The 23,061-nt window shown below is 43.8% G+C and carries 30 protein-coding genes and 2 pseudogenes; 12 read left to right on the forward strand and 20 right to left on the reverse strand.

Annotated features, from left to right (window positions below; translation table 11 throughout):
• Positions 1-46 precede the first annotated feature (46 nt).
• Together DK846_RS12620 and DK846_RS12625 are read left to right on the forward strand one after the other, a co-directional pair.
• Positions 47-619 carry a DUF2178 domain-containing protein gene (locus DK846_RS12620; protein WP_181391767.1) on the forward strand — a complete coding sequence of 191 codons (573 nt, stop codon included), beginning with the start codon at positions 47-49 and terminating at the stop codon, positions 617-619.
• 6 nt (positions 620-625) lie between these two features.
• Positions 626-859, forward strand: coding sequence for a helix-turn-helix transcriptional regulator (locus DK846_RS12625; protein ID WP_109969303.1), 234 nt, complete (start codon positions 626-628; stop codon positions 857-859).
• A 44-nt stretch (positions 860-903) separates the two neighbouring features.
• Here the strand turns inward: DK846_RS12625 and DK846_RS12630 are convergent, their stop codons facing one another.
• The 10 genes and pseudogenes from DK846_RS12630 to DK846_RS12680 all read right to left on the reverse strand — a co-directional run bounded on the left by DK846_RS12630 (position 904) and on the right by DK846_RS12680 (position 8,988).
• The gene (locus tag DK846_RS12630) at positions 904-1,128 is read right to left on the reverse strand and encodes a helix-turn-helix transcriptional regulator (protein ID WP_109969304.1); all 225 of its coding nucleotides are present in this window, start codon (positions 1,126-1,128) and stop codon (positions 904-906) included.
• A gap of 13 nt (positions 1,129-1,141) precedes the next feature.
• Positions 1,142-1,720, reverse strand: coding sequence for a DUF2178 domain-containing protein (locus DK846_RS12635; RefSeq protein WP_109969305.1), 579 nt, complete (start codon positions 1,718-1,720; stop codon positions 1,142-1,144).
• Positions 1,717-2,973: a hypothetical protein gene (locus DK846_RS12640; RefSeq protein WP_109969306.1), complete on the reverse strand. Its 1,257-nt coding sequence runs from the start codon at positions 2,971-2,973 to the stop codon at positions 1,717-1,719. The genes DK846_RS12635 and DK846_RS12640 overlap by 4 nt, the downstream gene beginning before the upstream one ends.
• A 203-nt stretch (positions 2,974-3,176) precedes the next feature.
• Positions 3,177-3,962 carry a hypothetical protein gene (locus tag DK846_RS12645; RefSeq protein ID WP_109969307.1) on the reverse strand — a complete coding sequence of 262 codons (786 nt, stop codon included), beginning with the start codon at positions 3,960-3,962 and terminating at the stop codon, positions 3,177-3,179.
• Positions 3,963-4,103: 141 nt separating this feature from the next.
• Complete coding sequence (locus tag DK846_RS12650) at positions 4,104-5,012, reverse strand: hypothetical protein (protein ID WP_181391768.1); 909 nt, start codon at positions 5,010-5,012, stop codon at positions 4,104-4,106.
• Between the two features lie 98 nt (positions 5,013-5,110).
• The gene (locus DK846_RS12655) at positions 5,111-5,527 is read right to left on the reverse strand and encodes a DUF6159 family protein (protein ID WP_146201219.1); all 417 of its coding nucleotides are present in this window, start codon (positions 5,525-5,527) and stop codon (positions 5,111-5,113) included.
• Between the two features lie 698 nt (positions 5,528-6,225).
• On the reverse strand, positions 6,226-7,344 hold the full coding sequence (locus DK846_RS12665) for a hypothetical protein (RefSeq protein ID WP_109969311.1): 1,119 nt from the start codon (positions 7,342-7,344) through the stop codon (positions 6,226-6,228).
• Positions 7,341-7,790 (reverse strand): hypothetical protein, encoded by a 450-nt coding sequence (locus tag DK846_RS12670; protein ID WP_109969312.1) that lies wholly within the window; start codon positions 7,788-7,790, stop codon positions 7,341-7,343. Before DK846_RS12670 ends, DK846_RS12665 begins: the two co-directional genes overlap by 4 nt.
• 125 nt (positions 7,791-7,915) lie before the next feature.
• Positions 7,916-8,137 (reverse strand): annotated as a pseudogene (locus DK846_RS12675) (nucleotidyltransferase family protein); the annotation flags it as partial.
• Positions 8,138-8,262: 125 nt separating this feature from the next.
• Entirely contained in the window at positions 8,263-8,988 is a 726-nt protein-coding gene (locus DK846_RS12680) for an SAM-dependent methyltransferase (protein ID WP_109969314.1), read from the reverse strand.
• 67 nt (positions 8,989-9,055) lie between these two features.
• Here DK846_RS12680 and DK846_RS12685 point away from each other — a divergent pair, with 67 nt between their 5' ends.
• Complete coding sequence (locus tag DK846_RS12685) at positions 9,056-9,871, forward strand: ATP-binding protein (protein ID WP_109969315.1); 816 nt, start codon at positions 9,056-9,058, stop codon at positions 9,869-9,871.
• 98 nt (positions 9,872-9,969) lie between these two features.
• On the opposite strand, the gene DK846_RS12690 is transcribed toward DK846_RS12685, so the two are convergent.
• The 4 genes from DK846_RS12690 to DK846_RS12705 form a co-directional block, all read right to left on the reverse strand.
• Positions 9,970-10,311, reverse strand: coding sequence for a HepT-like ribonuclease domain-containing protein (locus DK846_RS12690; protein ID WP_109969316.1), 342 nt, complete (start codon positions 10,309-10,311; stop codon positions 9,970-9,972).
• The gene (locus DK846_RS12695; RefSeq protein ID WP_109969317.1) at positions 10,304-10,615 is read right to left on the reverse strand and encodes a nucleotidyltransferase family protein; all 312 of its coding nucleotides are present in this window, start codon (positions 10,613-10,615) and stop codon (positions 10,304-10,306) included. The genes DK846_RS12690 and DK846_RS12695 overlap by 8 nt, the downstream gene beginning before the upstream one ends.
• 72 nt (positions 10,616-10,687) lie before the next feature.
• A complete protein-coding gene (locus DK846_RS12700) occupies positions 10,688-10,972 on the reverse strand; it encodes a nucleotidyltransferase family protein (protein ID WP_109969318.1) in 285 nt (94 codons plus the stop codon).
• Between the two features lie 244 nt (positions 10,973-11,216).
• Positions 11,217-12,680 (reverse strand): MDR family MFS transporter, encoded by a 1,464-nt coding sequence (locus tag DK846_RS12705; protein WP_109969319.1) that lies wholly within the window; start codon positions 12,678-12,680, stop codon positions 11,217-11,219.
• A 145-nt stretch (positions 12,681-12,825) separates the two neighbouring features.
• Here DK846_RS12705 and DK846_RS12710 point away from each other — a divergent pair, with 145 nt between their 5' ends.
• Positions 12,826-13,482 (forward strand): TetR/AcrR family transcriptional regulator, encoded by a 657-nt coding sequence (locus DK846_RS12710; protein WP_109969357.1) that lies wholly within the window; start codon positions 12,826-12,828, stop codon positions 13,480-13,482.
• A gap of 198 nt (positions 13,483-13,680) precedes the next feature.
• Here the strand turns inward: DK846_RS12710 and DK846_RS12715 are convergent, their stop codons facing one another.
• From DK846_RS12715 to DK846_RS12725, 3 genes are all read right to left on the reverse strand, one after another.
• The gene (locus DK846_RS12715) at positions 13,681-13,962 is read right to left on the reverse strand and encodes a type II toxin-antitoxin system PemK/MazF family toxin (RefSeq protein ID WP_219970701.1); all 282 of its coding nucleotides are present in this window, start codon (positions 13,960-13,962) and stop codon (positions 13,681-13,683) included.
• 57 nt (positions 13,963-14,019) lie between these two features.
• Positions 14,020-14,274, reverse strand: a complete 255-nt coding sequence (locus tag DK846_RS12720) for a vWA domain-containing protein (protein WP_109969320.1) — start codon at positions 14,272-14,274, stop codon at positions 14,020-14,022.
• Positions 14,275-14,444: 170 nt separating this feature from the next.
• Complete coding sequence (locus tag DK846_RS12725; protein ID WP_109969321.1) at positions 14,445-14,774, reverse strand: winged helix-turn-helix transcriptional regulator; 330 nt, start codon at positions 14,772-14,774, stop codon at positions 14,445-14,447.
• 116 nt (positions 14,775-14,890) lie between these two features.
• Between DK846_RS12725 and DK846_RS12730 the strand changes: the two genes are divergently transcribed.
• Both DK846_RS12730 and DK846_RS12735 read left to right on the forward strand, forming a co-directional pair.
• Positions 14,891-15,322, forward strand: coding sequence for a nuclear transport factor 2 family protein (locus DK846_RS12730; protein WP_109969322.1), 432 nt, complete (start codon positions 14,891-14,893; stop codon positions 15,320-15,322).
• On the forward strand, positions 15,319-15,915 hold the full coding sequence (locus DK846_RS12735; RefSeq protein ID WP_109969323.1) for a flavodoxin family protein: 597 nt from the start codon (positions 15,319-15,321) through the stop codon (positions 15,913-15,915). Before DK846_RS12730 ends, DK846_RS12735 begins: the two co-directional genes overlap by 4 nt.
• 776 nt (positions 15,916-16,691) lie before the next feature.
• Here the strand turns inward: DK846_RS12735 and DK846_RS12740 are convergent.
• Positions 16,692-17,138 carry a winged helix-turn-helix transcriptional regulator gene (locus tag DK846_RS12740; RefSeq protein WP_109969324.1) on the reverse strand — a complete coding sequence of 149 codons (447 nt, stop codon included), beginning with the start codon at positions 17,136-17,138 and terminating at the stop codon, positions 16,692-16,694.
• Between the two features lie 121 nt (positions 17,139-17,259).
• Between DK846_RS12740 and DK846_RS12745 the strand changes: the two genes are divergently transcribed.
• Both DK846_RS12745 and DK846_RS12750 read left to right on the forward strand, forming a co-directional pair.
• Positions 17,260-17,913: an MBL fold metallo-hydrolase gene (locus DK846_RS12745; protein WP_281269834.1), complete on the forward strand. Its 654-nt coding sequence runs from the start codon at positions 17,260-17,262 to the stop codon at positions 17,911-17,913.
• 407 nt (positions 17,914-18,320) lie between these two features.
• Positions 18,321-19,718 (forward strand): MFS transporter, encoded by a 1,398-nt coding sequence (locus DK846_RS12750; protein ID WP_109969326.1) that lies wholly within the window; start codon positions 18,321-18,323, stop codon positions 19,716-19,718.
• Between the two features lie 273 nt (positions 19,719-19,991).
• Here the strand turns inward: DK846_RS12750 and DK846_RS12755 are convergent, their stop codons facing one another.
• Positions 19,992-20,297 (reverse strand): hypothetical protein, encoded by a 306-nt coding sequence (locus DK846_RS12755; RefSeq protein WP_109969327.1) that lies wholly within the window; start codon positions 20,295-20,297, stop codon positions 19,992-19,994.
• A 332-nt stretch (positions 20,298-20,629) separates the two neighbouring features.
• Here DK846_RS12755 and DK846_RS12760 point away from each other — a divergent pair, with 332 nt between their 5' ends.
• The 4 genes from DK846_RS12760 (at position 20,630) to DK846_RS12775 (ending at position 22,780) form a co-directional block, all read left to right on the forward strand.
• Positions 20,630-20,830 (forward strand): nuclear transport factor 2 family protein, encoded by a 201-nt coding sequence (locus DK846_RS12760; protein WP_109969328.1) that lies wholly within the window; start codon positions 20,630-20,632, stop codon positions 20,828-20,830.
• Between the two features lie 89 nt (positions 20,831-20,919).
• On the forward strand, positions 20,920-21,231 hold the full coding sequence (locus tag DK846_RS12765) for a flavodoxin family protein (protein ID WP_109969329.1): 312 nt from the start codon (positions 20,920-20,922) through the stop codon (positions 21,229-21,231).
• A 177-nt stretch (positions 21,232-21,408) separates the two neighbouring features.
• Positions 21,409-22,467: a transposase gene (locus DK846_RS12770; RefSeq protein ID WP_109969330.1), complete on the forward strand. Its 1,059-nt coding sequence runs from the start codon at positions 21,409-21,411 to the stop codon at positions 22,465-22,467.
• Position 22,468: 1 nt separating this feature from the next.
• Positions 22,469-22,780, forward strand: coding sequence for a hypothetical protein (locus DK846_RS12775; protein ID WP_109969331.1), 312 nt, complete (start codon positions 22,469-22,471; stop codon positions 22,778-22,780).
• Between the two features lie 26 nt (positions 22,781-22,806).
• Here DK846_RS12775 and DK846_RS17905 read toward each other — a convergent pair.
• Positions 22,807-23,061 (reverse strand): annotated as a pseudogene (locus DK846_RS17905) (IS1634 family transposase); the annotation flags it as partial.

Genomic DNA, 23,061 nt, shown 5'->3' on the forward strand with positions numbered 1-23,061 from the left:
TTACATAATGAGAAACTATTTACTCCAAAAGAGTCATGTATGGTACATGAAACAGATCCGGAGAAGAGATTACAATCTAATCCTCACCGGGATCAGCGTTGCACTGATTCTGGTGCTTGGTTTTGGAATCGTATCAGGAAATCCACTGCTCATCACAATGATAGTTGTCTCTGCTATCCTGGCTGTATCCGTTGCATACCGTCAGATCGGGGAAGTGATGACCGACGCACTCTCAGATGAGATCAGTGGGAGGGCGGCAAGAACCTCTCTCGGATTGACGATCATCATCACGTCGGTTATTTTTGCAGCTGCCCTGACTTTTTACTTCTCCGGAGGATGGGGTACAGGGATGGGGACCAGAGACGATGGGATGATATCAATCGGGTTTTCCCAGTTCTATCCCCCAGGGAATGAGATATTCTCGGAGAAGGTGCAGATATCGGATCCCCAGAACATAACCAGTGATGAACTTTTTTCACTGGAACAGATGTTCATGAAAGGGGTACGGGTCAGGGAGGCACCCTTGTTCTTCGGGGTTGGCTGTGGTTCGGTCACTATTCTTCTTGCCGGATTTTTCGCCATTTTTTCCCGGCATTATGGCAGAAAATTCGAGGATTAACATTGAATGAAGAATAAGATCAGGATCTACCGGGCAATACATGCCCTTACCCAGGAAGAACTTGCCCGGTTGATCGGAGTAACCAGGAAGACTGTGAATACCATAGAGCGGGGGAAATATAATCCATCTGTCGATATTGCATACAGAATGGCAAAAATTTTCGGCATTACCATTGAAGAGCTCTTCTGTTTTGAAGAAGAAGGAGAGATGAAATCCCCGGAGGAGGAATGGGATTCCTGACCATTAGAATCGGCATTACGGCGTGGAAAAACGGACCGGAGCGGTTACTCCCCGTCGCCGGCAGGACCGTCCTTCTCCTCTTCGTAGGTAAAGACGTCTTCAATGCCTACCCCGAAAATCCGTGCGATACGAAACCCGATCTTCATCGAGGGACAGTACCTGTCTTTTTCAATAGAGATAATGGTGTTGCGGGTCACTCCTATCAACTGGGCAAGTGTTTCCTGTGTCATATCACGTTCAGCCCTGAGCACTTTTATCCTGTTTTTCATGTACGCCTGTTGTTCAGAATTTTCTGCTGTAATAGAGATTAAATACTCCGAAGAGGGCCAGCAGGGAGATGATTCCACAGGCGAGGGTAATTCCGACGAGACCCTTCCTCTCATTGTCAAGGAAACTCTCCCGTCTGAACCCGCAGTATTGAATTGCTTCGGTCTCATTCATCGCATCGATATTGGGTATTGTCGTTGAGCGTATGACATGTTCATGATTTCCCGGGAATCCGGGTTCATACATCGTAATTTCCATGGACCTCGTCCCATCACCGTTGGGATGATATCTCCCGTTGATCGTCGGAGAGAGGGGATCGCTGATGAGGAAGGAGTAGAGGATTACTGCACCGATAGCACCGAGAATGACAAAAATCTCCAGTGTCCTGAGTGCAGCAAGAGAACGGATCTCCCTCACCCGGTCGTCCCCGAGAACGATATCCACATGTTGCCGGCATGCAAATACGATGATGACTCCGAGGGGGATGGCGATAACCGGGATGATGAGATAACCGGTAGCCATCGACCATCCGATCAATGATGCCACCAGGCAGGCCACAGCCGCAGATATGATGAGAAATACCTGATACTTCATCCTGATCCCTCCCGGACCGTGAACTCTCCTGAACAGGAAGCGGTTCCCGGAATTTCCCTGAGTAATTCGTGGTCGAATCCTGAGTTGCTGACATGTACCTCATACCTTCCCGGAAGCAGCGAGTAAGTCTGCATATTGAATGCCCAAAGGTTCTCCTTTCCGTTGCCTTTTTCCACACCTATGCACCCTGCTTCTCCGGAGAGTATGCCCCCCTGTGTCTTTTCCTTTGGATTAAACGTAAAATTTAGGGTAAATTCCAGGTTGGGGGGAGAGATCTCAACGCAGAGAACCTCCCCCGGGGGAAGGCTGGTTGTGCCGGAGATCACATGCACCTCGTCAGTCCTCATCTCCGGTATGGCATCGATGGTCAGGAGATCAGATGTATTGTTCACGAACCCGGGAATCGTTTCTGTACGGGGGCCCGCCGCGATGCCATCGCCCGGAGAACCGGATTCCAGGCTTCCTGACACTTTTTCCATCTGGTCGTTCCTCGCTTTCCTTTCACCTGAAACCGTGATCCGGTACGGTCCTGTCCCGTTTACAGAAATTCCTGGCTGAAACATCCAGCGGTTCACTCCTTCTATCCCCGGGACCGTCGTGCAGTTTCCCTCGTACAGGACAGGAGAAGCATTATCCTTCCCCTTTCTTTCAGCCATTCTCCAGGCAAGGGGAGTACCGGGTGCAAGACTGGTGATCCCGGAAATTTCCATCTCTTTCTGGTTTTTGCGGACCGGGTTGATCCTGATATAAGGTACCTGTACCACCTCTTTTTTCCTGATGCAATCCCCGGTGCAAGAGTCATTACCGAGCGTGAACCTGAAGGTCGTAACCGGATCGCTTTCAACAAGTTTTTTATGCTCCACATCGAACCGGATTGTTTTGAACAGGATCCGGTATTCACCGGGTTCCAGCGGGGTGAGGTTAATTGTTCCTTTCCATATATCCCAGCCGTCAGAATCCCCGACGATCCATACATCGTTATTGGATATCGGTTTTTCAGTCCCGTTTTCCGGCGACAGAGAACCATGGACCGGATATACGTACGATTGGATGGTGGAAGTTCCTCCCAGGTTTGTCTTCCCGGTCATGACAAGATTATTGTTCCCATCCACGCTGCTATTCGTGATAGGATCAACGGTGATCACCGGGAAAAGGAACAGAAGAGGGGACTTGATAAAAAACACAGTGACAAACATGGCAACGAGGATAAATGCAGAGATTATCCCGGCACCGGTGAGGTAATTTTTTTTCATATCATCTCAAAGTATTTTTTTTGTGTCTGATGAAAGATTTTTTTTCAGATCTCGTTTCTGCAGTAGGGACCTTTAATGAAGACCGAAAAGGGTACACTCCCATTTTATTGGGGGGGAAAGACCCCATTATGCCACCAGGCTCGTCACCCGGATGTGATGATCGGTATTAATCCCTCCCGGTCTGAAAACGGGTAATAGGGTGATTATTTCAGGGTAAATATCACTCCCGAGCTGGAAACAGGGCCCTTGACCATGTCATCGGCATAAACCTCTCCCTTGAACGTCGATGCGGTCACATTGTACTCTCCCGGGAGGAGTTGAACCGTGTCAAGGGCATACGTTACGCGGTTATCATCGGGCCCTTTCGTCACCTGCGAGTTGGCCATGCTCCCGGTGGCAGGTCCGATCATCTCTTCCAGGTTGGCAGGATTTACCTCCCAGATGATATCGGTACCGACTGGGAGGTTCGTCTTCCCGGTAACCAGAAACTGATCCCCCCGGTTTTTCATGCTGACAGGATCCAAGTTAATGAAGGCATTTTCCGGGATTTCTGTCGTTACCGGAGTGTCTGATCCGAGATACGTCCCTGTCAGGAGAAGTTTCGTGGTGTTGGCGGTCTCACCCAGTACCAGTTTTGGACTATCCCCGGTTTGTTCTTTCCTCTCTGTCACCTTCACGATGTACTCACCTGGTTTGATACCAGAGGTATCGATCGGAACTGACCAGCGGTTGACGCCGCCTGCTCCCCTGATCACCTTCGCACCCGTGTTATACCCGCCATTCTGGATCTGGATTAAGAGATTGGTCTCCTCTGCCAGATTAGTTGTTCCTGAGAGGATCACGAGATCACCGACGGTTTTTTCCGGTACCGGATCCACGGTGAGGAACGATTTTCCTCCCGGGTTTCCGTTCACCAGACCGATGATGATGACACAGGCCACCATGCAGATCATGATGACACGGTTGATTCGAAGTCTGTTGATTTCCATAGTACCACACGATCAAATTGTTGCGCATTATGTATAAATTTTTTGGCATAATGCAAATTATTTCTTACTTCATTCAGGACCAGGTCGGTACCTGCCATATCTGCTGGATAGGAGCGATCATTACAGTTGTTCAGGATTTGTTTACCTTCTCAAATCACCGACCGTGAAAGGGATTATGGCAAATGTGTCATCGATTAAGGTGGGATCATTTGCCATGCCGTCGTGGAAAGCAGAGATGAGTGCGTTTGCTGCATTACTACCCTGCAGGCTTCCCGGACCGATGAGTTTGAAGAGAATTGTGCTATTGTTAAGTTTCAGGTTGTGGACATAATCACCACTGATAACGAGATCGAACTGGTTATCCGCCATCGGGTGTTGCACAATCAGATAATTTTGTCCTTTTGGAATTTTCTCTGATACCGTTGCATCGGCATTAAAGGTAAAGGAAGCATCAGGATTTACCGGAATCGTGGTATTAAACACGTAGTTATCACCTAAAATCCATATCTGGACCGCAGGGGGGATACCTATTGCAGTGCCGTTGACCGTAAAGAGCTGCCCATTTACTGACAAAGGAGAGATATCTGCCATGATGTAGGGTTTTTTGATGATCAAATTAATCTGGGAAGCTTCGGGGCCCAACTGATCTTTTGCGTTTGGCTGACTTTCGGCATAAATACTATACGATCCGGCATCAAATGGGAGATTCGCTGTATAAATGGAGTATTCCCAGGTTTTATCCGGTTTTGTTTTCACTTCTGTGAATGAGTCCGGGTTTCCGCTGACCACAGCGTTGTCGGGTGATGTGAGTTTAACCCCCTTATCCTGACGATTGGGGCCGGTTAGGAATAGGTATGTTGTGTTTGAATCAGTATTCTGACCTCTTAATACCACTTTTTCTCCCAAATAATAAGATTGATTACCGTCTGCTGAAATAGTAACTCCCGTGCCCGCAAAGGCGGGGGATATCAACAGAACTGCCGCTCCTGATAATAGGACCAGCAGGATCACATTACGAAACCTAAAAGGGTTGTTGCAGTGTGGTTTCATATGTAAATATGGTGATCTTTACAACATAAAACATTTTCCTTTATCCTTTGTGTGGATCATTTCACCAACATTTTTTCCAGGAGTGGACGGATAAAAAGTTATGAATGAGGTTCTGGTTCTGGGGATCCGGGCATCTGCACGCTCTTTGTAGATGTGTAGAGATCCAGCGTAGCGATCCCCCCTATTGTTGCCACGACAAAGGCAAAGGTTAAAAATGCGAGATCGTAAAGGAAACCAAGAGCAATCCAAATGTGAGTGGGATGAGTGACTGTCTCATATGGAGATACCATCCCGAATGCAGTCTGGATGAGCAAGTATGTAAGGAACACACCGAATACGAGAATTCCAAGAAAGATGACACAGGCAACTACCTCAGTCCAGATCTTTTTCATCATGCCAAACGATCTCACAACTGCCTCTATGAGGGTTTTTTGCTCGAGTACGATATGGGGCACGACAAACGGGGTCAGGATGAACAGAAACAGATTAATCACCGAAATAGATAGGGTATTCATGAACCCATATGGATATATCCATATCAACGGTGATCGTCCTTCATAACCCGGAACCTCGGTAAACATATTCCAATCGAGCGTCCAGTAGAAGGGGAACTGGGTAATCGTGCTGGTAATGAAAGAATAAGACCTTAATATATTGAGGAACTGAAGATTCGGCGGCAAAAAAAAAACTAAATGTAAAATAATAGCATACCTGTGGGTGCCAGAATTAGGGACCATAATAAGATGGTGTTCTGGATTTTTTTCACCTGTTTAAGCTCTTCATAGAACGATGTTTTACCCTCTTTCTTTGATGAGGTGCTCAAGACAAGGCCCCCCCCTGCAAGTATACCCGGCAGAACAGAGTCATAAACACAAGTAAAAAGTCTTGGGTATGCGATACGAATATATCCAGTTGCATGATCCTGTCAAGGAAGTAAAACACCCCCTCGCCGATGGTGTTTCCCGTTAGTACTAGCCCAGAAAGGAAGGTAAACCAGAGGAGCTGCCGGTTCTGGTTCAAAGTTTTCATCCCTGAAAGGGCAGATCCGATTCCCTAGCGGATAGATCCCGATCTGCTGCTACCTCCCTCAGACTGCCCTGCACAGGCAGGTTCCGGCAGGATATCGCTACCTGCCTGCATAGAATGAACTATCGGTGGTTTCCGGCACAATCCCAACCATAGATTGGCGATTCTGGAAATGAGGAACATCAGATCACAACCCCTGCTGGTTAGCTGATTCAATGGCAATTTCTCTGATTTTTGCCGATTTGTAGAGATCCAGAGAGGCAATCTCCCCAACTGTTGCCATTACAATCACAAAACAGAACAGTGCAATATCATACACGAGAGCAAGAGCAATCCATACATTTTCCTGACAAATCATGCCAAACTCATCTGGTATGACTAATGTGGATGCAACTTGAACGAGTGGATACGTAAGGAACACACCAAATGTTACGACTCCAAGGAAGACGGTACAGGCTACTGCCTCATCCCAGGTTTTTTTCATCACGGCAAAGGATCCTACAACTGCTTCCCTGATGGTCTTCTGCTCTAGAACGATAAATGGGATAACAAAGGGAGTCAGGATAAACAGGAGCAGATTGATCTCTGAAAAGATCGCGGCCTGCATGATCCCGGATGGATATATCAAGGATACCAGAGAGAGCCCCCCATAACGTGAGGAGTCGAAAAGTATGTATGGGGTGAAAATCGGGTTAAAGGGGAATTCAATAAGAAGGTTAAGGATGGATCCAAAAAGGGTTCCTAGGATATTGGGAAATAGGTGATTACGCGGCAACCAGTCGGGAGCGTAAAAGTAAATATTGAAGAGCAGCATGCCTGCGATTGTCAGGACAAGCGACCACGACAAGATTGCTTTCCAGTATTTTTTTGCCCTAGTAAATCCCTCAAAGAATGATGCATGATCTTTTTTATACGAAATGCTCAAGACAAGGCTAGTCAGCAGGAATACCAGACAGAACAATGTTGCGAGTTCGATTATAGAGTTCAGGATAACCCATTCGGTTTCATTTGGTAGCATGATCCAGGTGGTGTAGCTAAGTACCCCCTGGCCTATAATATTTCCCATCAATACAAGCCCGGAAAGGAAGGTAAACCAGAGAAGCTGCCGGTTCTGGCCCAAAGTCTTCATCCCTGAGAGGGCTAGTCCGAGCCCCCGAATTGTTCTCGATCCATCGCCACCGCTACGCGGTGGTCCCACATGGGTAGAATCCGGCCGAATATCGATACCTCTCTGCAGGGTATGTTCTGCTGGTGATTTCCGGCAAAAGCCAAACCAATGTTCAACAGTTTCGGATATACCGGTCATCCTTGATCCTCCCAGACCTTTACGAGCAGTTCCTCCGCCATCTTTGTCGGGTCCTGTGTCTTTTCAAGTTTTATTCCAAGTTCTGCTGCGAAATCCCAGATGAACTCAATGCATTTTGTGAACTCGTCGCAGGAAATACAATCACCGTCATGCTCGTACCATACCTGCATGCCGTGCTTTTCTGATATCAAGATGAAAGCACCCGTCTGGAACGGGATGGATCTTCCGAACAGGATCCCCCGCTTCACATCGATCTTTTCAACCTGAATTCGATTAGCATGGGCCATCTCACGTAACGATGCATCGATCTTTTCATCCATTATGAGGAGGGCCTGTGAAACACCCTGCCTGGTTATCCCAATGAGGTTTGCGATGGAGATGTTCGACATACCACTGCGGCGCATCTTCCAGAAACTGAACTGTTTATCGTTCATTGGAAGGAACATGCGTAAATACTTTGATGTTTACCATTATAATTATTTGTTTATATGCGATGTCGACAGAGCATTAAAGTTCTCTTTCTGATCCACCTCCATGTATCATCCCAGGAGATATCGACAGGCTCGCGTTCTTAAACAACGTCATTCAAGATAGAATCACGGATGAGTGATTTGAGTGCAACATCGATGACGAGGTCAACCTTACGCTTGAAAAGGGCTTTAAGATAGAATTTAGTCCCCATAAAATTATCAAATGTCTTTTTTCCTTGTTGGAATATGATTAAAACATCTACATCGCTGTCAGGTTGTTCCTCCACATGAGCGAATGAACCGAAGATACCAATCTTCATAACCCCGAATTTCTCCTATAATTCTGGTAGGGACTTACGAAGAAGCTTAAATGGGTTCATTTTGTTCATGTACCGTTGAGGTTTTTGTTGACCATCAAGTGTCGTGATTCCTATTATGAGGTTACCGTTCAAATGACTTTGGCAATCAGCTGAATGAGATTAAAGTATTTTCCGCCTTCCGCCTCCATCATTTTGACATCCTCAGCCACAACAGGATGATAACCGGTCAGCCATTCTTTCCACGCCAGGTTACAACAGGCCATTTCACGGCTGTTCACAATCTCAATGCCTTCAACCCTCTCCCACAAATCTTTCCACCAGTCAAGAGAGTGCAGGGTTCTTTCCATCTCGCAATTCCAAAATGGCTGCATATCATCCGGAACATTATTCCCGAATTCGTATTTTAAGCCGGGAATAGCCACGGCAATATAGCCGTCCTTTTTCACAAAAGGCATGAGTGATGGGAGCATTTCAGCAGTATCGCCGAAATAATGGTATGCGTCCACTGAAAACAACAGATCAAAATATCTGTTTGCGAAGGGCAGTCCTTTCGTCGCATCTACTGAAATCGGAACGGCTTTTTCATCAATCTTGATAGATTTGAACCGCTCATAGTTTTCAGTCGGTGAAATCCACAAGTCAGCGGCGAAAGTTTTTGCACCGAACTTTTGTGTCAGGAAGAGCGTGGAAAGACCACATCCACAACCAAGGTCAAGGATGCACATATTCTCCCTGACGGGTAGGGATGAGGCTAACTCCTCTGCTACTCGCATAGCATTAGGGCCCATCATATTAGCTTTCAAAAATTCCAGGTTTTTCTGACTGGAAATAAATTGGTTTGTGAAGGTGTACATGTTTTTTCTCTGTTAATCCTCTATCTCGCTGCTATAAATCAATTATAGAGAATTGTGATTCAGGGTTGTGATCACAGGGAAAGGAGGTGTAGGCAAGACTACGATAACTGCCATTCTTTCTCATCTTTTTGTGAAGCAGGGATTTTCAACGCTTGCTGTTGACGAGGATCCCCAGATGAATCTCCCGTATGCTCTCGGTGTTCCTGTAAGTGAGGAAATTGTTCCGATCACCGGCAATCTGGATTACATTGAGGAGAAGACCGGAGCCAGACCCGGCAGTGGCTGGGGTCTGATGATGTCACTCAATCCCGATGTCTCTGACGTTGTCGAGCGGTTTGGGATGAAAGGGCCCGGTGATATGAATATCCTGGTGATGGGAACGGTTGTCCAGGCAGCTGCAGGCTGTCTCTGCCCAGAGAATACTCTTCTTGACTCGGTGATCAGGTATATCAATCTCCGGGAAGGTGAAGTGATATTACTGGACACCCAGGCCGGTGTTGAGCATTTCGGAAGAGCCCTGGCCCGGGGATTCGGCCAGGCATTACTTGTGACAGATCCGACGTTTAATGCAGTGCAGGTCGTGAAAAAGGCGGTACAACTTGCACAGGATCTTGATATCAAGAGAAGGTACCTTGTAATTAACCGGGTGAGATCTGAACGTGATATCAAAAAGGTGTATTCGATTCTTGGGGACACGGTAGATCTTTTTTCCGGGATGTTTTACCTGCCGTACGAGTCAGAAATGCTTGAGTGCGAGCCTGATGTCAGGGGAATCATCGAAACCGAGTCCGGGTTTGTTGCGGGAGTGGAGGAGATCAGGAGAGAACTTGAAGCGTGTTGTCAGGGATATGATGGGGTTGTTCCCGACGATTCTCCGGGATGAGTGAGTAGGCACTTCTCTTCTTTTTTACCCGGTGGAAGACGACCTTGTTATTGGTTTTTTCTGATTCAAAATTGCCCGGATAAAATTACTTTGAGCGCTTAGTGAAATCCGTGCCTGTAAAATTGTTCTTTGAGATTTTGGATATCGTGATGGCAGGTCTCCCAAACAATCTGCCAATCAGTTTTGAAATACTGATGACAGAGGAAGTTTCTCATTCCAATCATTCCACTCCAGTCAATATCTGGCATTTTTTGCTGTGTTTCTGGATCAATCCTTCTGGACGCTTCCCCGATGATCTCTAAATTTCTAAGTACTGCATCCTGAGTTTTTTGGTCTTTTAAAAAATCCTCATATGAATCATAGGAGAGATATGACTCAATTTTCTCTATGGCTTTAAGGATGTCATTGATGTACATTTCGCCTGTGCGGGGTTTAGACATATACGAGATCCTGCATAATGGAACTACGAAGCAGGGGATGAAGAGCCCCGGGTGTTGTGAGATCTACATTCCTTCCCAGCATTGTACGTAATTCATCCTGTAAATGGACCAGATTGAAAAAACCTATAGCCTTATTGAATTCTACGAGAATGTCAATATCACTCTGTTCATTGAGTGTATTATTTGCAGCAGAGCCGAAAATAGCGATTTTTGAGATATGATATTTCTCCTGAAGTGAAGGTCGATGAAGATTGATAATTTCTTTCACTTCCTCCAGGGTATCAACCCGGTGCATATTACTCATTCAACGTTCCGGGTTATCAGGGTATTTAGGAACATTACGGTGAACCGAATCTATTTTTAGAGTAACTGTGACCTAGACATAGATTACATCTTTCAGGATAGGATCGCGTATGAGTGGTTTAAGTGCAGCATCGGTTACAAGGTCAACCTTACGCTTGAAAAGGTCTTCAAGATAGAATTTTGTCCCCATGAAATTATCGAATGTCTTTTTTCCCTGCTGGAATGTCACAAGGACGTCCACATCGCTGCCTGGCTGTTCTTCACCACGGGCAAATGAACCGAAGATGCCGATCTTCATAACACCGAATTTTTCCTGAAGATCCGGTTGGGACTGACGAAGAAGCATGAATGGGTCCATTTTGATCCTATACCTTTGAGGTTTTTGTTGTCTTGAAATTATTGCATCGATTATGTGAGGATATACCTCTTTGATACTAAAGCTGGCATCCCATACCGTTCACCGTCAATAAGATGCCCAATCCGGATCTTATTCTCCAATTTCCAACAATTTTAAAATCGTTCAGATTTTTTCTGGCTGAAAAATATGGAGGAAATTGGCGTCCATACTTGTGTTAGGGTTTCTGTTTTTATCATAACTTTTTTCAATGTGCCAGCCCTATTTCGCCAGACAGGTTTGGGCTCTCCTCTGCTATCAGGGGGAGAGTGAAAGATGAGAGAATTGCTATCATAGCCACACCCGTCAGCCACCAGAATGCACCGGAATATGCTTTCGTAATCTCGGAAATCCCGGATGTCCCATGGATTAGAAGTTGTTGCTGGATAACAACCGCTATTACAGCAGAACCGAAGGCTCCTCCGATCAACTGGAAAATACGTGTTGCACTGCTTGCATGTGGTATTTGTTCCATGGAAAGACCACGAAACGAAGATACCATTACAGGGATTAACACTCCACCAAGTCCGATTCCATCGACAAACAATGCCAGTGCAATGAAGAGAGGATTTGTATCAGGACCGGCAAATGAGAATGGTACTGTCCCGATTATGATAACAACCAAACTGGCCTGGACAAGTATCCGTGAATTTATACGATCTGTCAGCCTTCCGATCCAACTCCGTGTCAGCAACATTCCGAGCCCTTCCGGGATAAGCCAGAGTCCGGCATAGAGGACATCTGCTCCCCTGACCTGCTGGAAATACAATGGTAAAATAAACATCATTCCGGCAGATATGGCTCCTACAGCGAATAGCAAAATACACGAGGCTGAAAAGGTATGAGACTTGAACAAACTGATATCCAGTAACGATCCCTCTTTTTTCATAGCAATGTGGATGATGAATCCTCCCAGAAGAATCAGGCTGGCAGTTAATGGAATGAGGATTATCTCATCAAATAGGTTTACTCTGGAACTTACCCGGGAAATCGCATACACAAGAAGTGCAAGAGCTGGAGAAAGCAGAAGAATTCCCATTATATCGAGAGTCTGATGACTGTCTGAAATCTCATCCTCGGGTAGTTCCCGCCAGGCAAAAACAATTGCTGCTATGCAAATTGGGATATTGATAAAAAAAATCCAGTGCCAGTTCAGAATATGAATAATAATCCCACCCAGTACTGGTCCAAAGATCGGGGCAAACAAGGCTGGCAGGCCCATAAGTGACATGATCTGACCAAGGTTATGTCCCCCGGCTGCTTGTGCGGTCAGTGTCATGAGAATGGGAACAATCAGACCGGCACCTATTCCCTGGAGAATTCTAAACATGATCAGGCTGGTAACATCCCAGGATAATGCTGACAATATTGATCCAGCCAGGAATACCCCAAGCGAAAACAGCCACATCCGTTTGCCGCCAAAGTTACTCACTGCCCAGCCTGATACCGGGATAGTCATACTCATTGCAAGCATGTACCCGGTGATCATCCACTGAATATCAGCCACCGTCGTGTGTAAGCTTGCAGTTAATGTATTGATGGCAACGTTTACCATTGTTGTATCAAATAGTGGAGCCAGGCCGCCAACCAGGAGGATAACTGCGATTTTCAGTACCGCTGGATCGATTTTTTCTTTGGACTTTGTTGCAATTTTTTTTAGTTCTGTATTCATGTTTTTTACGCCTCAATATAAGAAACGCAAAGTACCTTATTATAAGAAACGATTAGTTCCTTAATTATAAATACATTTTCAGAAAAACAGGAATATGCAAAATGTTCAGATATTTCAATCGTTCAATTTAGGGCAGACAATCTCAATGGGTAAAGAAAAAAAAGGGCTATCTTCAGAGCATCCTCCTGCGGATGATAATGCGGAGGTCCAAAGAGGAACCCGGCGCCGGGGGACAGTTCTAGAAGATGCGATACTTCTGGCTGCCTGGGAAGAACTTTTCACAGTGGGATATGGGCACCTGACGATGGAAGGGATTGCCACCAGGGTACAAACAAACAAGGCGGTATTGTACCGCCGCTGGCCAAATAAAGGCAGACTCATCATGGCTGCAATGAAAAAGTTTCTCCCTGAGTCTCATAAAGAGGTTCCTGATTCCGGCGATCTTCGTACTGATGTTTTGATTCTTCTCAGAAGCGTTGCAGAGCCCCTGCAGATAATCGGTGCTGAAACCATTCATGGGCTACTCGTTGATTTATTAGACAAAGAGAAGATTTCATCGATTCCCTCGATGTTACAAACAAGAGGGAATAGCAGAATAAACATAGCAATGAAGATTATATTGCAACATGCACAAGACCGGGGAGATATTCACCTTGAAAAAATTACACCCCGTATTATTTCTTTGCCTATGGATCTCATGATATTAGAGGTTTTCACCCGTCATGAACCCCTATCTGAAGCGACCCTCAATGAGATAGTAGATGAGATCTTCCTGCCACTTGTCACTGGAGGTAGGGGTTAGATCTGGTTTAATTCACGGCTTTCTTCGTACCTTCTTGTTCGTTTTTAGCCAGTATTCAGATCTTTGGTGACCCTCATTTCCTGAATAGAGTCCGGGGTTAAGTGTTTGTTCAGGTTCTCGTCCAGGCGTTTAGTCAACCAGTAATTTTGATAGGTCAAATATTTAACGACGTGTTTGTGGTGAACAGAACCAAAACGGTTAGTTTGAGTTTTCGAGTTCAAACAATTTAAAGAGTCGCTCATGAACCTTCCGGACCAATTCCGGAGATAAAACACCGAGTTCACGCAGAAGCATGGATTTTGAAATAGTCATCAACCGGTGTAATTGAAGAGTGGATGATACCCTTATACCAGCAAGACGAAATGCCGGATCAATTGATTCAATGATTATATCTGTTTCAAGAAGAGTGTCTGGAATCCTGCTGGTAATAAATGCAAGTATGACATGTTCGTATGGACCGATCTCATTTGTCAGACACACTGCCGGCTGACTTTTTTACCTGAAAGATCATCAAAGGGAAATGGGACCAGCACAACTTTATTTTTTATTATTTATTGGCTTCCCGTCATGAACTGAATATATGTCTTCTTCAGGATCATGAAGGTAATCAAAAGCCGGGTTCTGTGCTCCGGCCTGGAGCCATTCATGTTCGTCGCACTCATTATCTGATGAATAAAGGACAATTACACGTACTCTTTTTGGACCTGAAATAGGAATAATGTCATCCAGTTGTAACTGGTGTCTTTCATTAACTGTTCCACGTAATTCTATTGCGGTAAGAGTTGTACCCATATATTATACCGTTACTTGGTTTCCTGAATATGATTGGGTATGTTCAATTCCCATTTTGATAATCTTGGTTTATGAGTATATCTGTTTTTGTTTTCAGGTAGGTTTTTACCTCTCGTCACGGAAGTAAGAGTTAGATCTGGTTTAGTTCTTATTTCCGATGACACTTCTGATCATATCTTTGGTCTGTGTTCAGATCCCCATGCAGCCATCATCTCCAGGATTGGGACCAGAGTCATTCCTTTTTCTGTCAGAGTATATTCGACCCGTGGTGGAATTCCCGGGAATTCTTCACGATGAATGAGATCCTCACTTTCCAGGGCATGTAACTGCTGACTTAAGATTTTATCAGATATTGTCGGAAGTCGTTTTTTTATCTGTCCATATCGCTGTACTTTTTCGTTTTGTAATAACCAGAGTATTACCCACTGCCATTTTCCCCCGACTATGGAAACTGTATACGACATGGGGCAGATCAAAGGATCAATAGGCCCGTCTTTCACATAATCACTCTCCTTTTTGTTAGTATCTTTCCTGATTGTTCGTCTGTACTTTAACTAAAAATATCTTCTTATTCTATTCTGTACATGCCACGTTTTCAAAAAGGAGCGTTTCTTATATGGAAAACAATCAGTCACTTGTAATACTTGCTGCACAGAAGTACTTGTCTGTAGTAAAAGGCGGATCAATCGATACATGGATGGATATCTGGGCCGATGATGCCGTGGTGGAATTTCCGTATTCCCCGGATCCGTTTCCCCGGCGACTGGAAGGCAAAGATGCTATTTATGCATATTACAAAAATATTGCACCTTTATTTGAACTACGTGAGGAAAACCCCTTTGTAACTTATCTGTCCTCTGATCCTCTGGTTGGGGTAGTTGAGATCTCTCTTCGGTTCTTTATCTCGTCTACAAAAAAAGAGTACAACCAGGATTATATCTGTATTATTAAGGTCAGGGATGATGGGAGAATTATCTTCTTCCGTGAATACTCTGATCCGGTCCGGGGGCAAAAAGCATTACTTCCTGATGAGGTGCCAGCCTCATGAAGGTTTTGGGAATCCTGGGCAGTCCACGCCCGCAAGGCAATACTGCAACACTGTTACATCATGTTCTACAAGGAGCCGCTGCACATGGTGCTGAAACAACTATCATCTGTGCATCTGACCTGGAAGTTCGTGCCTGCACAAACTGCGATGTATGTAAACAAACCGGACAGTGTATAAAAGACGATGATATGCAGGGGATATATGATCTTATCGCCGGGTCTGATGTTATTGTTTTTGCATCTCCAAATTACATGGGCGGAATTTCCGGTCATCTTAAGCCCATCATCGACCGTTTATACCTGTATTCAACGGTATCTGCTGAAGGGACGTTGCAGACTATAATTGAGCACCGGAAAAAAGCTGCTTTACTTATTACCCAGAATGCTCCACTGGAATATTCACATTATATTGAAGCGTTTACGCCATTGAGGGGGATATTAAACCTTATTTTCCAGGGTGAGTTTGATCCGGTTCATGAATCGGTTATGATCCCATTGCTTGTTGCAGCAGGTATGACCGGGCCAAAAAGTGTGGCAAAAAATCTGGGTTTGATAGAGGAAGCGTATACTTTTGGTAAAAATTTGGTGGGGTAGAATGGGTACTATCTATGGCTCACATTTTTTAGAAAGGTGATCCGTGAATTTCGGTTCTGGTTTCTTGAATGGTTTGATGTAAATATATAGTATAATCGGGATATTTGATCGCTCTCTGAAAAGGTGAGTCCACGTTGGTAATTATCGGGAAAGTGGGTATTGGAAAGACCTCATCCTTTCCATTATTTCCCACCTTTTTGTGAACCAGAGGTTTCAACGCTCGCTGTTTAAGAGGACTATCTGACAAATCTCCTGTATGCTTTAGTTTTTACGACACTCAATATGGTAATACCAATCACCAGAAACCCGTATTATATTGAGAAGAAGGCCGGTGGACATCTCGACGATGGTTGGGGGCTGATAATGTTTCTGGTGTTGTGGAATATTATGGAAAACCCCCAACCTCGTGATTCAACTGGGGTCTTGCTTGTGATCCAAGTTTGCCATTTACAAAAAAGTATTTTTTATTGATTTTGGATTGGCCCAAAAATTAGTTCACTACTGCTACTATAATTAAACCAGAGATTAGTCCAAATAGTTCTACATGATCTGGATGAGAGCTCTATTCCAGGTTTTTCCCTTGTAACCGTGTGGGCAACTGTGTTTTTTCTGAATTTTCTTATGGGATTTCAAAATCTGTTATTGCCTAGGCCTTTATTGCTTAATCTCTAAGGAGTTCAAGTGCTCAAATCCGGCATATGTATTTTTCTAGTTTACTTTCTTGTAGTGATATTTCAAATTAGGATAACAGAAACGAGTGATTAACGAGAGGCTCCTTAAACAGGATCTTCTTTTCGGTTGAGTTTAGTGTGGACATCTTTTAGAATACCATCGATATCTTCGATCAGTTGATTAAGTTTAGTAGAATCTACTTCCACTGGCCCGGACAAATCCTCACCAATAACTTCAGATCCAAGGTAGATTAGACTCCATAAACCGAGAATTTTCAAAACCGGAATCAGCTTTTCACCTGACTGTGTAAGCGAATATTCAACCTTTGCCGGAACAACCGGGTAGACAGTCCTTATAATAATACCATCGTGCTCCATTTCACGGAGCTGTTTTACGAGCATCCTCTCGCTGATTTCCGGAAACTTATGTGAGATATCGCTATACCGTTGAGTTCCATCCTTTAGTGCAATAACGATAAGCAGTTTCCACTTTCCTCCGATAACATTAAGTGCAGACTCTATCCGTCGCCAAAAATCCTTGTTCTTCGTCATAAGAGTAACTATATTTTTTGTTAGCACCTGCTAAAATTGTTAGTATCTGCTATAAATTGACATATATTTGATCTTTATAGAGAAAAAAAGGAGTTGAGGGAATATAGAGATAATACCTGGAATTCACCAAGTCGATGGCGTAAATGGTAATTGTTTTATCATTGTCCGGGATGAACTAACACTTATCGATACTGGAATGCCAAAAAACAGCGCTAAAATAGTTACATATATTCAAGACACTCTGAATCGAAAACCTTCAGATCTCAAAACTATCATCCTGACACACTTTCATATTGATCATGTGGGCGACGCTGATGATATCAAAAAATTGAGCGGTGCGAAGGTAGCTATTCATGAAGCAGATGCAGATTACGTTGCCGGTAGAAAAATTCAGCCTGTACCAAAAGGTGTTATGGGATGGATCTTTAAGTTACTCATCCCCTTATTTTTCGGATCAAGGCCTGTTGAACCGGAGATAAAACTCAAAGATGGTGACACCATCGCTGGTCTCATTTCCATTCATACACCCGGACACACACCCGGGAGTATTTGTCTTTTTGATCCGGCATCAAAAATTCTGTTTGCGGGTGACGTACTGAGGTTTAACGGCAATAAAATCAGAATTGGGCCCTCATCATTAGACCTAAATGAGATAAAACAATCAATCAATAAAATTGCTGCGATCGATTTTGATATCATGTTATCAGGACATGGAATACCTCTTAGGCCCGATGCTTCCGTAAAGGTTCGAGAATTTGCAAAGAGAAATACTTGAAAAATTGATTTCCGGGAGTATAAAAAAAAGTCTATAATGATATGTAAGAATGTCTTGGAAATAAAATGGGCATCGTTCCATGTTTGCCGTTATACACAAGAAATAACAGATAATGGGTTTTAGCAATCTATGGCTATGTAAAACATTTCATTTGAGAGCACTTCTGATAATCGTTGGACTTCTCAAGTTAAATGAAAAATAGAAGATGGAAGCGATTGTTGATGAATTGAAAGAGTAATGCATATCCCATATTGAGCAAATAGACCGGGAAGTAACACCATTAGCCTTCAGAATACCTAACTCCATGTCAGTATTATGGTAACAATGTTGAACAAAAAATATAAATTAATAGATTTCTTCGCAATTAAAAGACCAATGCTTTATTTACTGAGGTCTGGGGATGAAGAATGAATATATCCAACTCTCCGCAACCCACCGAAAGTAAAGATGCATTTGATTGGCATTTTGTGACCCCTTTATACATCGGCTCCGCATTAAATCCTGTCAACACTACATTCATTGCCACTGCATTGGTGCCAATTGCTGCGGCTATTAATGTTCCGGTTGGACAAACTGCTGTTCTGGTCGCAGCACTTTATATGGCATGTATCGTTGCCCAGCCGGCAGCCGGAAAATTATCTGAGGCCTTTGGTCCACGGCGGGTGTTCCTTGCAGGTATTTTCGCTGTACTGGCTGGAGGAGTGCTGGGTGGTTTAGGTCAAGACCTTGTAACGTTGCTTGTATCACGGATCCTGATTGGGGTGGGTACCTCGACCGGATATCCTTCAGCAATGCTGCTGATCCGACAGCGGGCCGAATCAGCCCGGTTGACAGAGCCCCCGGGAGGAGTTCTTGGCGGCCTTGTGATAGCGGGAATGGCAACTGCGGTTATAGGCCTGCCTATTGGCGGATTCCTCGTCGCCGCCTGGGGCTGGCGGAGTGTGTTTTTTATTAACATCCCGCTGGCTCTCGTGGCGCTTATTATGGCTTTTTCCTGGATCCCGCGAGACACCCAATGCAGAAGTGAGAAGACGCTTCGTACCTTGGTCCGCATTGATCTGGCCGGCATCATGGTCTTCAGTGTCACGATGATTGGCCTCCTGGTCTTTCTCATGTCACTGCCAGATCCGAACTGGATTGTATTAGGTGTAACTGTTCTGCTTGGTTTGGCCTTTGTCTGGTGGGAAGGAAAGGTAAGCCAGCCTTTTATTGACCTCCGTCTGTTGGCAGCGAACCAGCCATTGATACTCACCTATGTACGCTTTGCCCTTGCAATGGTGTGCGTCTACACCGTAATGTATGGTGTCACGCAATGGCTTCAGATCGTCAAAAATATTTCATCCGCTGATGTAGGCTTCATTATTTTACCCATGAGTCTCGTATCCATTTTGCTTACGTGGCTGGTCTCGCGACGAAACCTCGTACGAACTCCCCTTATCGCGTCTGCTGTTGCCTGTCTGATAGGGTCTGTAGGTGTATTTTTAGTCACCACGACAACCCCAATAATCTGGATAGTGGTAATCACAGCGGTCTTCGGGATTACTATGGGGATGGGTGCAAGTGCAAACCAGACAACCTTTTACACCCAGGTCACTGCTGATCAGATTGGAACCGCTTCAGGCCTGTTCCGTACCTTTGGGTATATCGGTTCGATTACATCATCGGCCCTTATCGCGATATTTTTTAATCCAAATGTCAGTGACCAGAACTTGCATTTAATTGCTGCAGTAATGGTTGTCCTCAGCGTTGTGGGGTTAATCATTATCATTGCGGACAGGAAAATTATGATGTTAGTTAAAGCATAGTGTGATTCTTCCAGAAGGTATTATAGAGGTTATCTAGGAGATGATTCACACTGGACAAGATGCTTCTATCCTAAACAGCGTCAAAAGGATCACTAGGCATACCTGACCCTTTCCCCAGTCCTTTCATACCTATCTTGTCCAACACCTTTTCTGCCTTCTTTTGCAGTCCGATATACCATCTCTGCATTTCTTCCTCTAGATCATATGCAATAATTTCCGGATTTTGAATCGGAAGAGGCTATAGGGTCCGCCATCGTTGATAGAGTTCAGCCTCTATCGATGGAATGTGACTTTGTATACGCTGTGTCTTCTGGGCTGGGAGCAGATTGAATCGAGTGACTTGAGATTTACATCTTTTGTGAAATCAGGAACATCCATCCCAGCAAGGTCTGGGAGGACAGTGGACTGGATCCAATCATCTAGTTGTGTGGCACTTCCGGGATCAATGAGACGATTGATTGCCCAGGTTACTAGATATTTACCCGGAGAGAGCCCTTCAATGGTTTCAAATCGAGTGGTATATCGGTCAATGATATTGACAACATTGAGGGATTGTGCAATCTTCCACAGGAGTATCACATCGCCAACACCACGACTCTTCAGCGGGAAAATATTTTCAGGAAGAAATCGTTTTGTTTTGGGTTTCGGTACTCTTTCTTATTCCCCTTCTACGCCGAAATTCTGAATTATTTTTTGTTTCACCCGCCATTTTCCCAGACTGACGTAACCTCATAAAGATAGATCCGGTTTCCCCTTTAGATTCGTTGAATCCAACTCATAGTGATCAACTGATTCACCAAGCATAATTAAAAATACGGTTTACTTTCAGAATTAATTTGTTAAAAAATAAGTGAGGTGAAGGATAGAAGATTTTTGAATCACGAGATAGTGATTAAAATCTCTCGGATAGGATGGAATATGATCAGTCACCAGTAATTCTTGCTGCTCAGAAGTACTTGTCTGTAGTAAAAGGCGGATCAATCGATACATGGATGGATATCTGGGCTGATGATGCCGTGGTGGAATTTCCGTATTCCCCGGATCCGTTTCCCCTGCGACTGGAAGGCAAAGATGCTATTTATGCATATTACAAAAATATTGCACCTTTATAATTACGCGAGGAAAACCCCTTTGTAGCTTATCTGTCCTCTGATCCGCTTCGGGGGCAAAAAGCATTCCTTCCTGATGAGGTGTCAGCATCATGAAGGTTCTGGGAATCCTGGGCAGTCCACGCCCGGAAGGCAATACTGCAACACTGTTGCATCATGTTCTACAAGGAGCCGCTGCACATGGTGCTGCAACAACTATCATCTGTGCATCTGACCTGGAAGTTCGTGCCTGTACAAACTGCGATGCATGTAAACAAACCGGGCAGTGTATACAGGACGATGATATGCAGGAGATGTATGATCTCATTGCCGAGTCTGATGGTATTGTTTTTGCATCTCCAAATTACATGGGCGGAATTTCCGGTCATCTTAAGCCCATTATTGACCGGTTATATCTGTATTAGCCCCCTCCTAAAAAGACTAAAAATCAGGGGGTAAATCTAACCCAATTCATCAGGTTCTCTGAAAATTTCACCGGATCTCAAAAAGTGCATTCAAATATTCCTTTATTTTAATAAAAGAAGAAGTTCAAATCGAAAGATCTAAGGTACAAGAAGGAGATTTATTATTTGGTTAAAACAATGAAATCTCCACTCATAGTTGATCCTAAAGATCATAAATGGTTATTGCTCGAAACAGTCATTCGAAATTTCGATAAGCGTAGGGTCGGACAAGAAATCTCTAAAGCTGGAATAAATCCTGTTCCGCTTGCTCGAATCTACCTATCAATCATTTTTGTTGCGATGTTTTTCTCTTTAGATATCACATATGTTATAAGTGAAATTAAGAAACGTCCTCAATTACGTAAATTTCTAAATATTAGGACGGTTCCATCAGCGGATTGGATTTACCGGTTTTCGAGTCAATTTTCAGATGAACAATTCGTTGCATTAACCAATGGAATATTAACCGCAATAAAACCGAAAAAAAGAGTTAAAGAGCCACAAACAATCATAATTGATGGTTCTGCATTATCTATTGATTTGAATTGGTTCCGAAGGAAATACTCAAAATCAAAACTTGATTCATTACCTTATTCCTGGGGGTATTCGCCTTCAAAAGGATATTATATCGGATATAAACTAACCTTGGCAATTAATTCAAAATCATTATTGCCACTGGCTTTTTTGTTGCATTCAGGTTCTCCAAATGATTCTAAAATATTTCCTGAAATCATTGCTGAATTGGTAAGAAGACGAATTTTAAAAGAGAATGATTGTGTAATCCTTGACAGAGGATACTACGCATATGAAAATTATGCTGAACCACTTTTAAATCATAGGATTTTACCGCTTATCATACCAAAAAAGAATCTCAATATCAGAAAACTAAAAAATTTGTTTAATTCATCAATTATTTGGTTTAATTCAATTAGAGCGCTTGAAAACATTGAAAAAATTCAAAATTTACTCCGAAAATTATTTGAATTTCTTAATGACCCTACGGAATGGATTTCTTTACGTTCAAAAATTGAGGATTTATTCAAATTTGGCAAAAAGGCTCTTTCATGGGAATCTTTACATTGTTATACCAAAAAGTCAGTTCAAAAAACCGTAGCATTGAATGCACTTTTATTGGGACTCTTATTATTAACTGATTCAGACATAAAGAAGAGAATTAAACAGGCAGCTGAGTGGTGAGTTGAGGAGGGGGCTATATCTGTATACAACGGTATCTGCTGAAGGAGCATTGCAGACCCGGATTGAGGACCGGAAAAAAGCTGCCCTGCTTGTCACCCAGAATGCTCCACTGGAATATTCACATTATATTGAAGCGTTTACGCCATTGAGGGGGATATTACATCTTATTTTCCAGGGTGAGTTTGATCCGGTTCATGAATCGGTTATGATCCCATTGCTTGTTGCAGCAGGTATGACCGGGCCAAAGAGTGTAGCAGAAAATCCGGGTTTGATAGAGGAAGCGTATACATTTGGATGGAATTTGGTGGTGTAAAAAAAAATCCCAGATTCCGCAGTCCTTTAATAAAAATAATATTTTTCATACTCCGGGCCCAATTGTTTGACAATTTTCCGAATCGTCTCATCCAAATTAAGGACTTTCGTTACGACCTTTCCTTCAATCTTCAAAGATAATTCCCTTACTCTCCTGAACAAAAAGAATACCCATCTCATTGTTGGGTTTTGAGTTGGTTTCCCTGTCTGACTTGGCACACTCTCATTTGACTCTTTCAAACCTTTTCGGAGTTTATATTCAGATACTGCATACACGTACAA

The sequence above is a fragment of the Methanospirillum lacunae genome (assembly GCF_003173355.1).
Classification (GTDB): Archaea; Halobacteriota; Methanomicrobia; order Methanomicrobiales; family Methanospirillaceae; genus Methanospirillum; species Methanospirillum lacunae.

Excerpts from the sequence above, each read along its gene's own strand:
- DK846_RS12620 (WP_181391767.1), top strand. The coding sequence starts at position 47 with ATGAAACAGATCCGGAGAAGAGATTACAATCTAATCCTCACCGGGATC.
- DK846_RS12625 (WP_109969303.1), top strand. The coding sequence starts at position 626 with ATGAAGAATAAGATCAGGATCTACCGGGCAATACATGCCCTTACCCAG.
- DK846_RS12630 (WP_109969304.1), bottom strand. The coding sequence starts at position 1,128 with ATGAAAAACAGGATAAAAGTGCTCAGGGCTGAACGTGATATGACACAG.
- DK846_RS12635 (WP_109969305.1), bottom strand. The coding sequence starts at position 1,720 with ATGAAGTATCAGGTATTTCTCATCATATCTGCGGCTGTGGCCTGCCTG.
- DK846_RS12640 (WP_109969306.1), bottom strand. The coding sequence starts at position 2,973 with ATGAAAAAAAATTACCTCACCGGTGCCGGGATAATCTCTGCATTTATC.
- DK846_RS12645 (WP_109969307.1), bottom strand. The coding sequence starts at position 3,962 with ATGGAAATCAACAGACTTCGAATCAACCGTGTCATCATGATCTGCATG.
- DK846_RS12650 (WP_181391768.1), bottom strand. The coding sequence starts at position 5,012 with ATGAAACCACACTGCAACAACCCTTTTAGGTTTCGTAATGTGATCCTG.
- DK846_RS12655 (WP_146201219.1), bottom strand. The coding sequence starts at position 5,527 with ATGAATACCCTATCTATTTCGGTGATTAATCTGTTTCTGTTCATCCTG.
- DK846_RS12665 (WP_109969311.1), bottom strand. The coding sequence starts at position 7,344 with ATGACCGGTATATCCGAAACTGTTGAACATTGGTTTGGCTTTTGCCGG.
- DK846_RS12670 (WP_109969312.1), bottom strand. The coding sequence starts at position 7,790 with ATGTTCCTTCCAATGAACGATAAACAGTTCAGTTTCTGGAAGATGCGC.
- DK846_RS12680 (WP_109969314.1), bottom strand. The coding sequence starts at position 8,988 with ATGTACACCTTCACAAACCAATTTATTTCCAGTCAGAAAAACCTGGAA.
- DK846_RS12690 (WP_109969316.1), bottom strand. The coding sequence starts at position 10,311 with ATGTCTAAACCCCGCACAGGCGAAATGTACATCAATGACATCCTTAAA.
- DK846_RS12695 (WP_109969317.1), bottom strand. The coding sequence starts at position 10,615 with ATGAGTAATATGCACCGGGTTGATACCCTGGAGGAAGTGAAAGAAATT.
- DK846_RS12700 (WP_109969318.1), bottom strand. The coding sequence starts at position 10,972 with ATGGACCCATTCATGCTTCTTCGTCAGTCCCAACCGGATCTTCAGGAA.
- DK846_RS12705 (WP_109969319.1), bottom strand. The coding sequence starts at position 12,680 with ATGAATACAGAACTAAAAAAAATTGCAACAAAGTCCAAAGAAAAAATC.
- DK846_RS12710 (WP_109969357.1), top strand. The coding sequence starts at position 12,826 with ATGGGTAAAGAAAAAAAAGGGCTATCTTCAGAGCATCCTCCTGCGGAT.
- DK846_RS12720 (WP_109969320.1), bottom strand. The coding sequence starts at position 14,274 with ATGGGTACAACTCTTACCGCAATAGAATTACGTGGAACAGTTAATGAA.
- DK846_RS12730 (WP_109969322.1), top strand. The coding sequence starts at position 14,891 with ATGGAAAACAATCAGTCACTTGTAATACTTGCTGCACAGAAGTACTTG.
- DK846_RS12735 (WP_109969323.1), top strand. The coding sequence starts at position 15,319 with ATGAAGGTTTTGGGAATCCTGGGCAGTCCACGCCCGCAAGGCAATACT.
- DK846_RS12740 (WP_109969324.1), bottom strand. The coding sequence starts at position 17,138 with ATGACGAAGAACAAGGATTTTTGGCGACGGATAGAGTCTGCACTTAAT.
- DK846_RS12750 (WP_109969326.1), top strand. The coding sequence starts at position 18,321 with ATGAATATATCCAACTCTCCGCAACCCACCGAAAGTAAAGATGCATTT.
- DK846_RS12760 (WP_109969328.1), top strand. The coding sequence starts at position 20,630 with ATGGAATATGATCAGTCACCAGTAATTCTTGCTGCTCAGAAGTACTTG.
- DK846_RS12765 (WP_109969329.1), top strand. The coding sequence starts at position 20,920 with ATGAAGGTTCTGGGAATCCTGGGCAGTCCACGCCCGGAAGGCAATACT.
- DK846_RS12770 (WP_109969330.1), top strand. The coding sequence starts at position 21,409 with ATGAAATCTCCACTCATAGTTGATCCTAAAGATCATAAATGGTTATTG.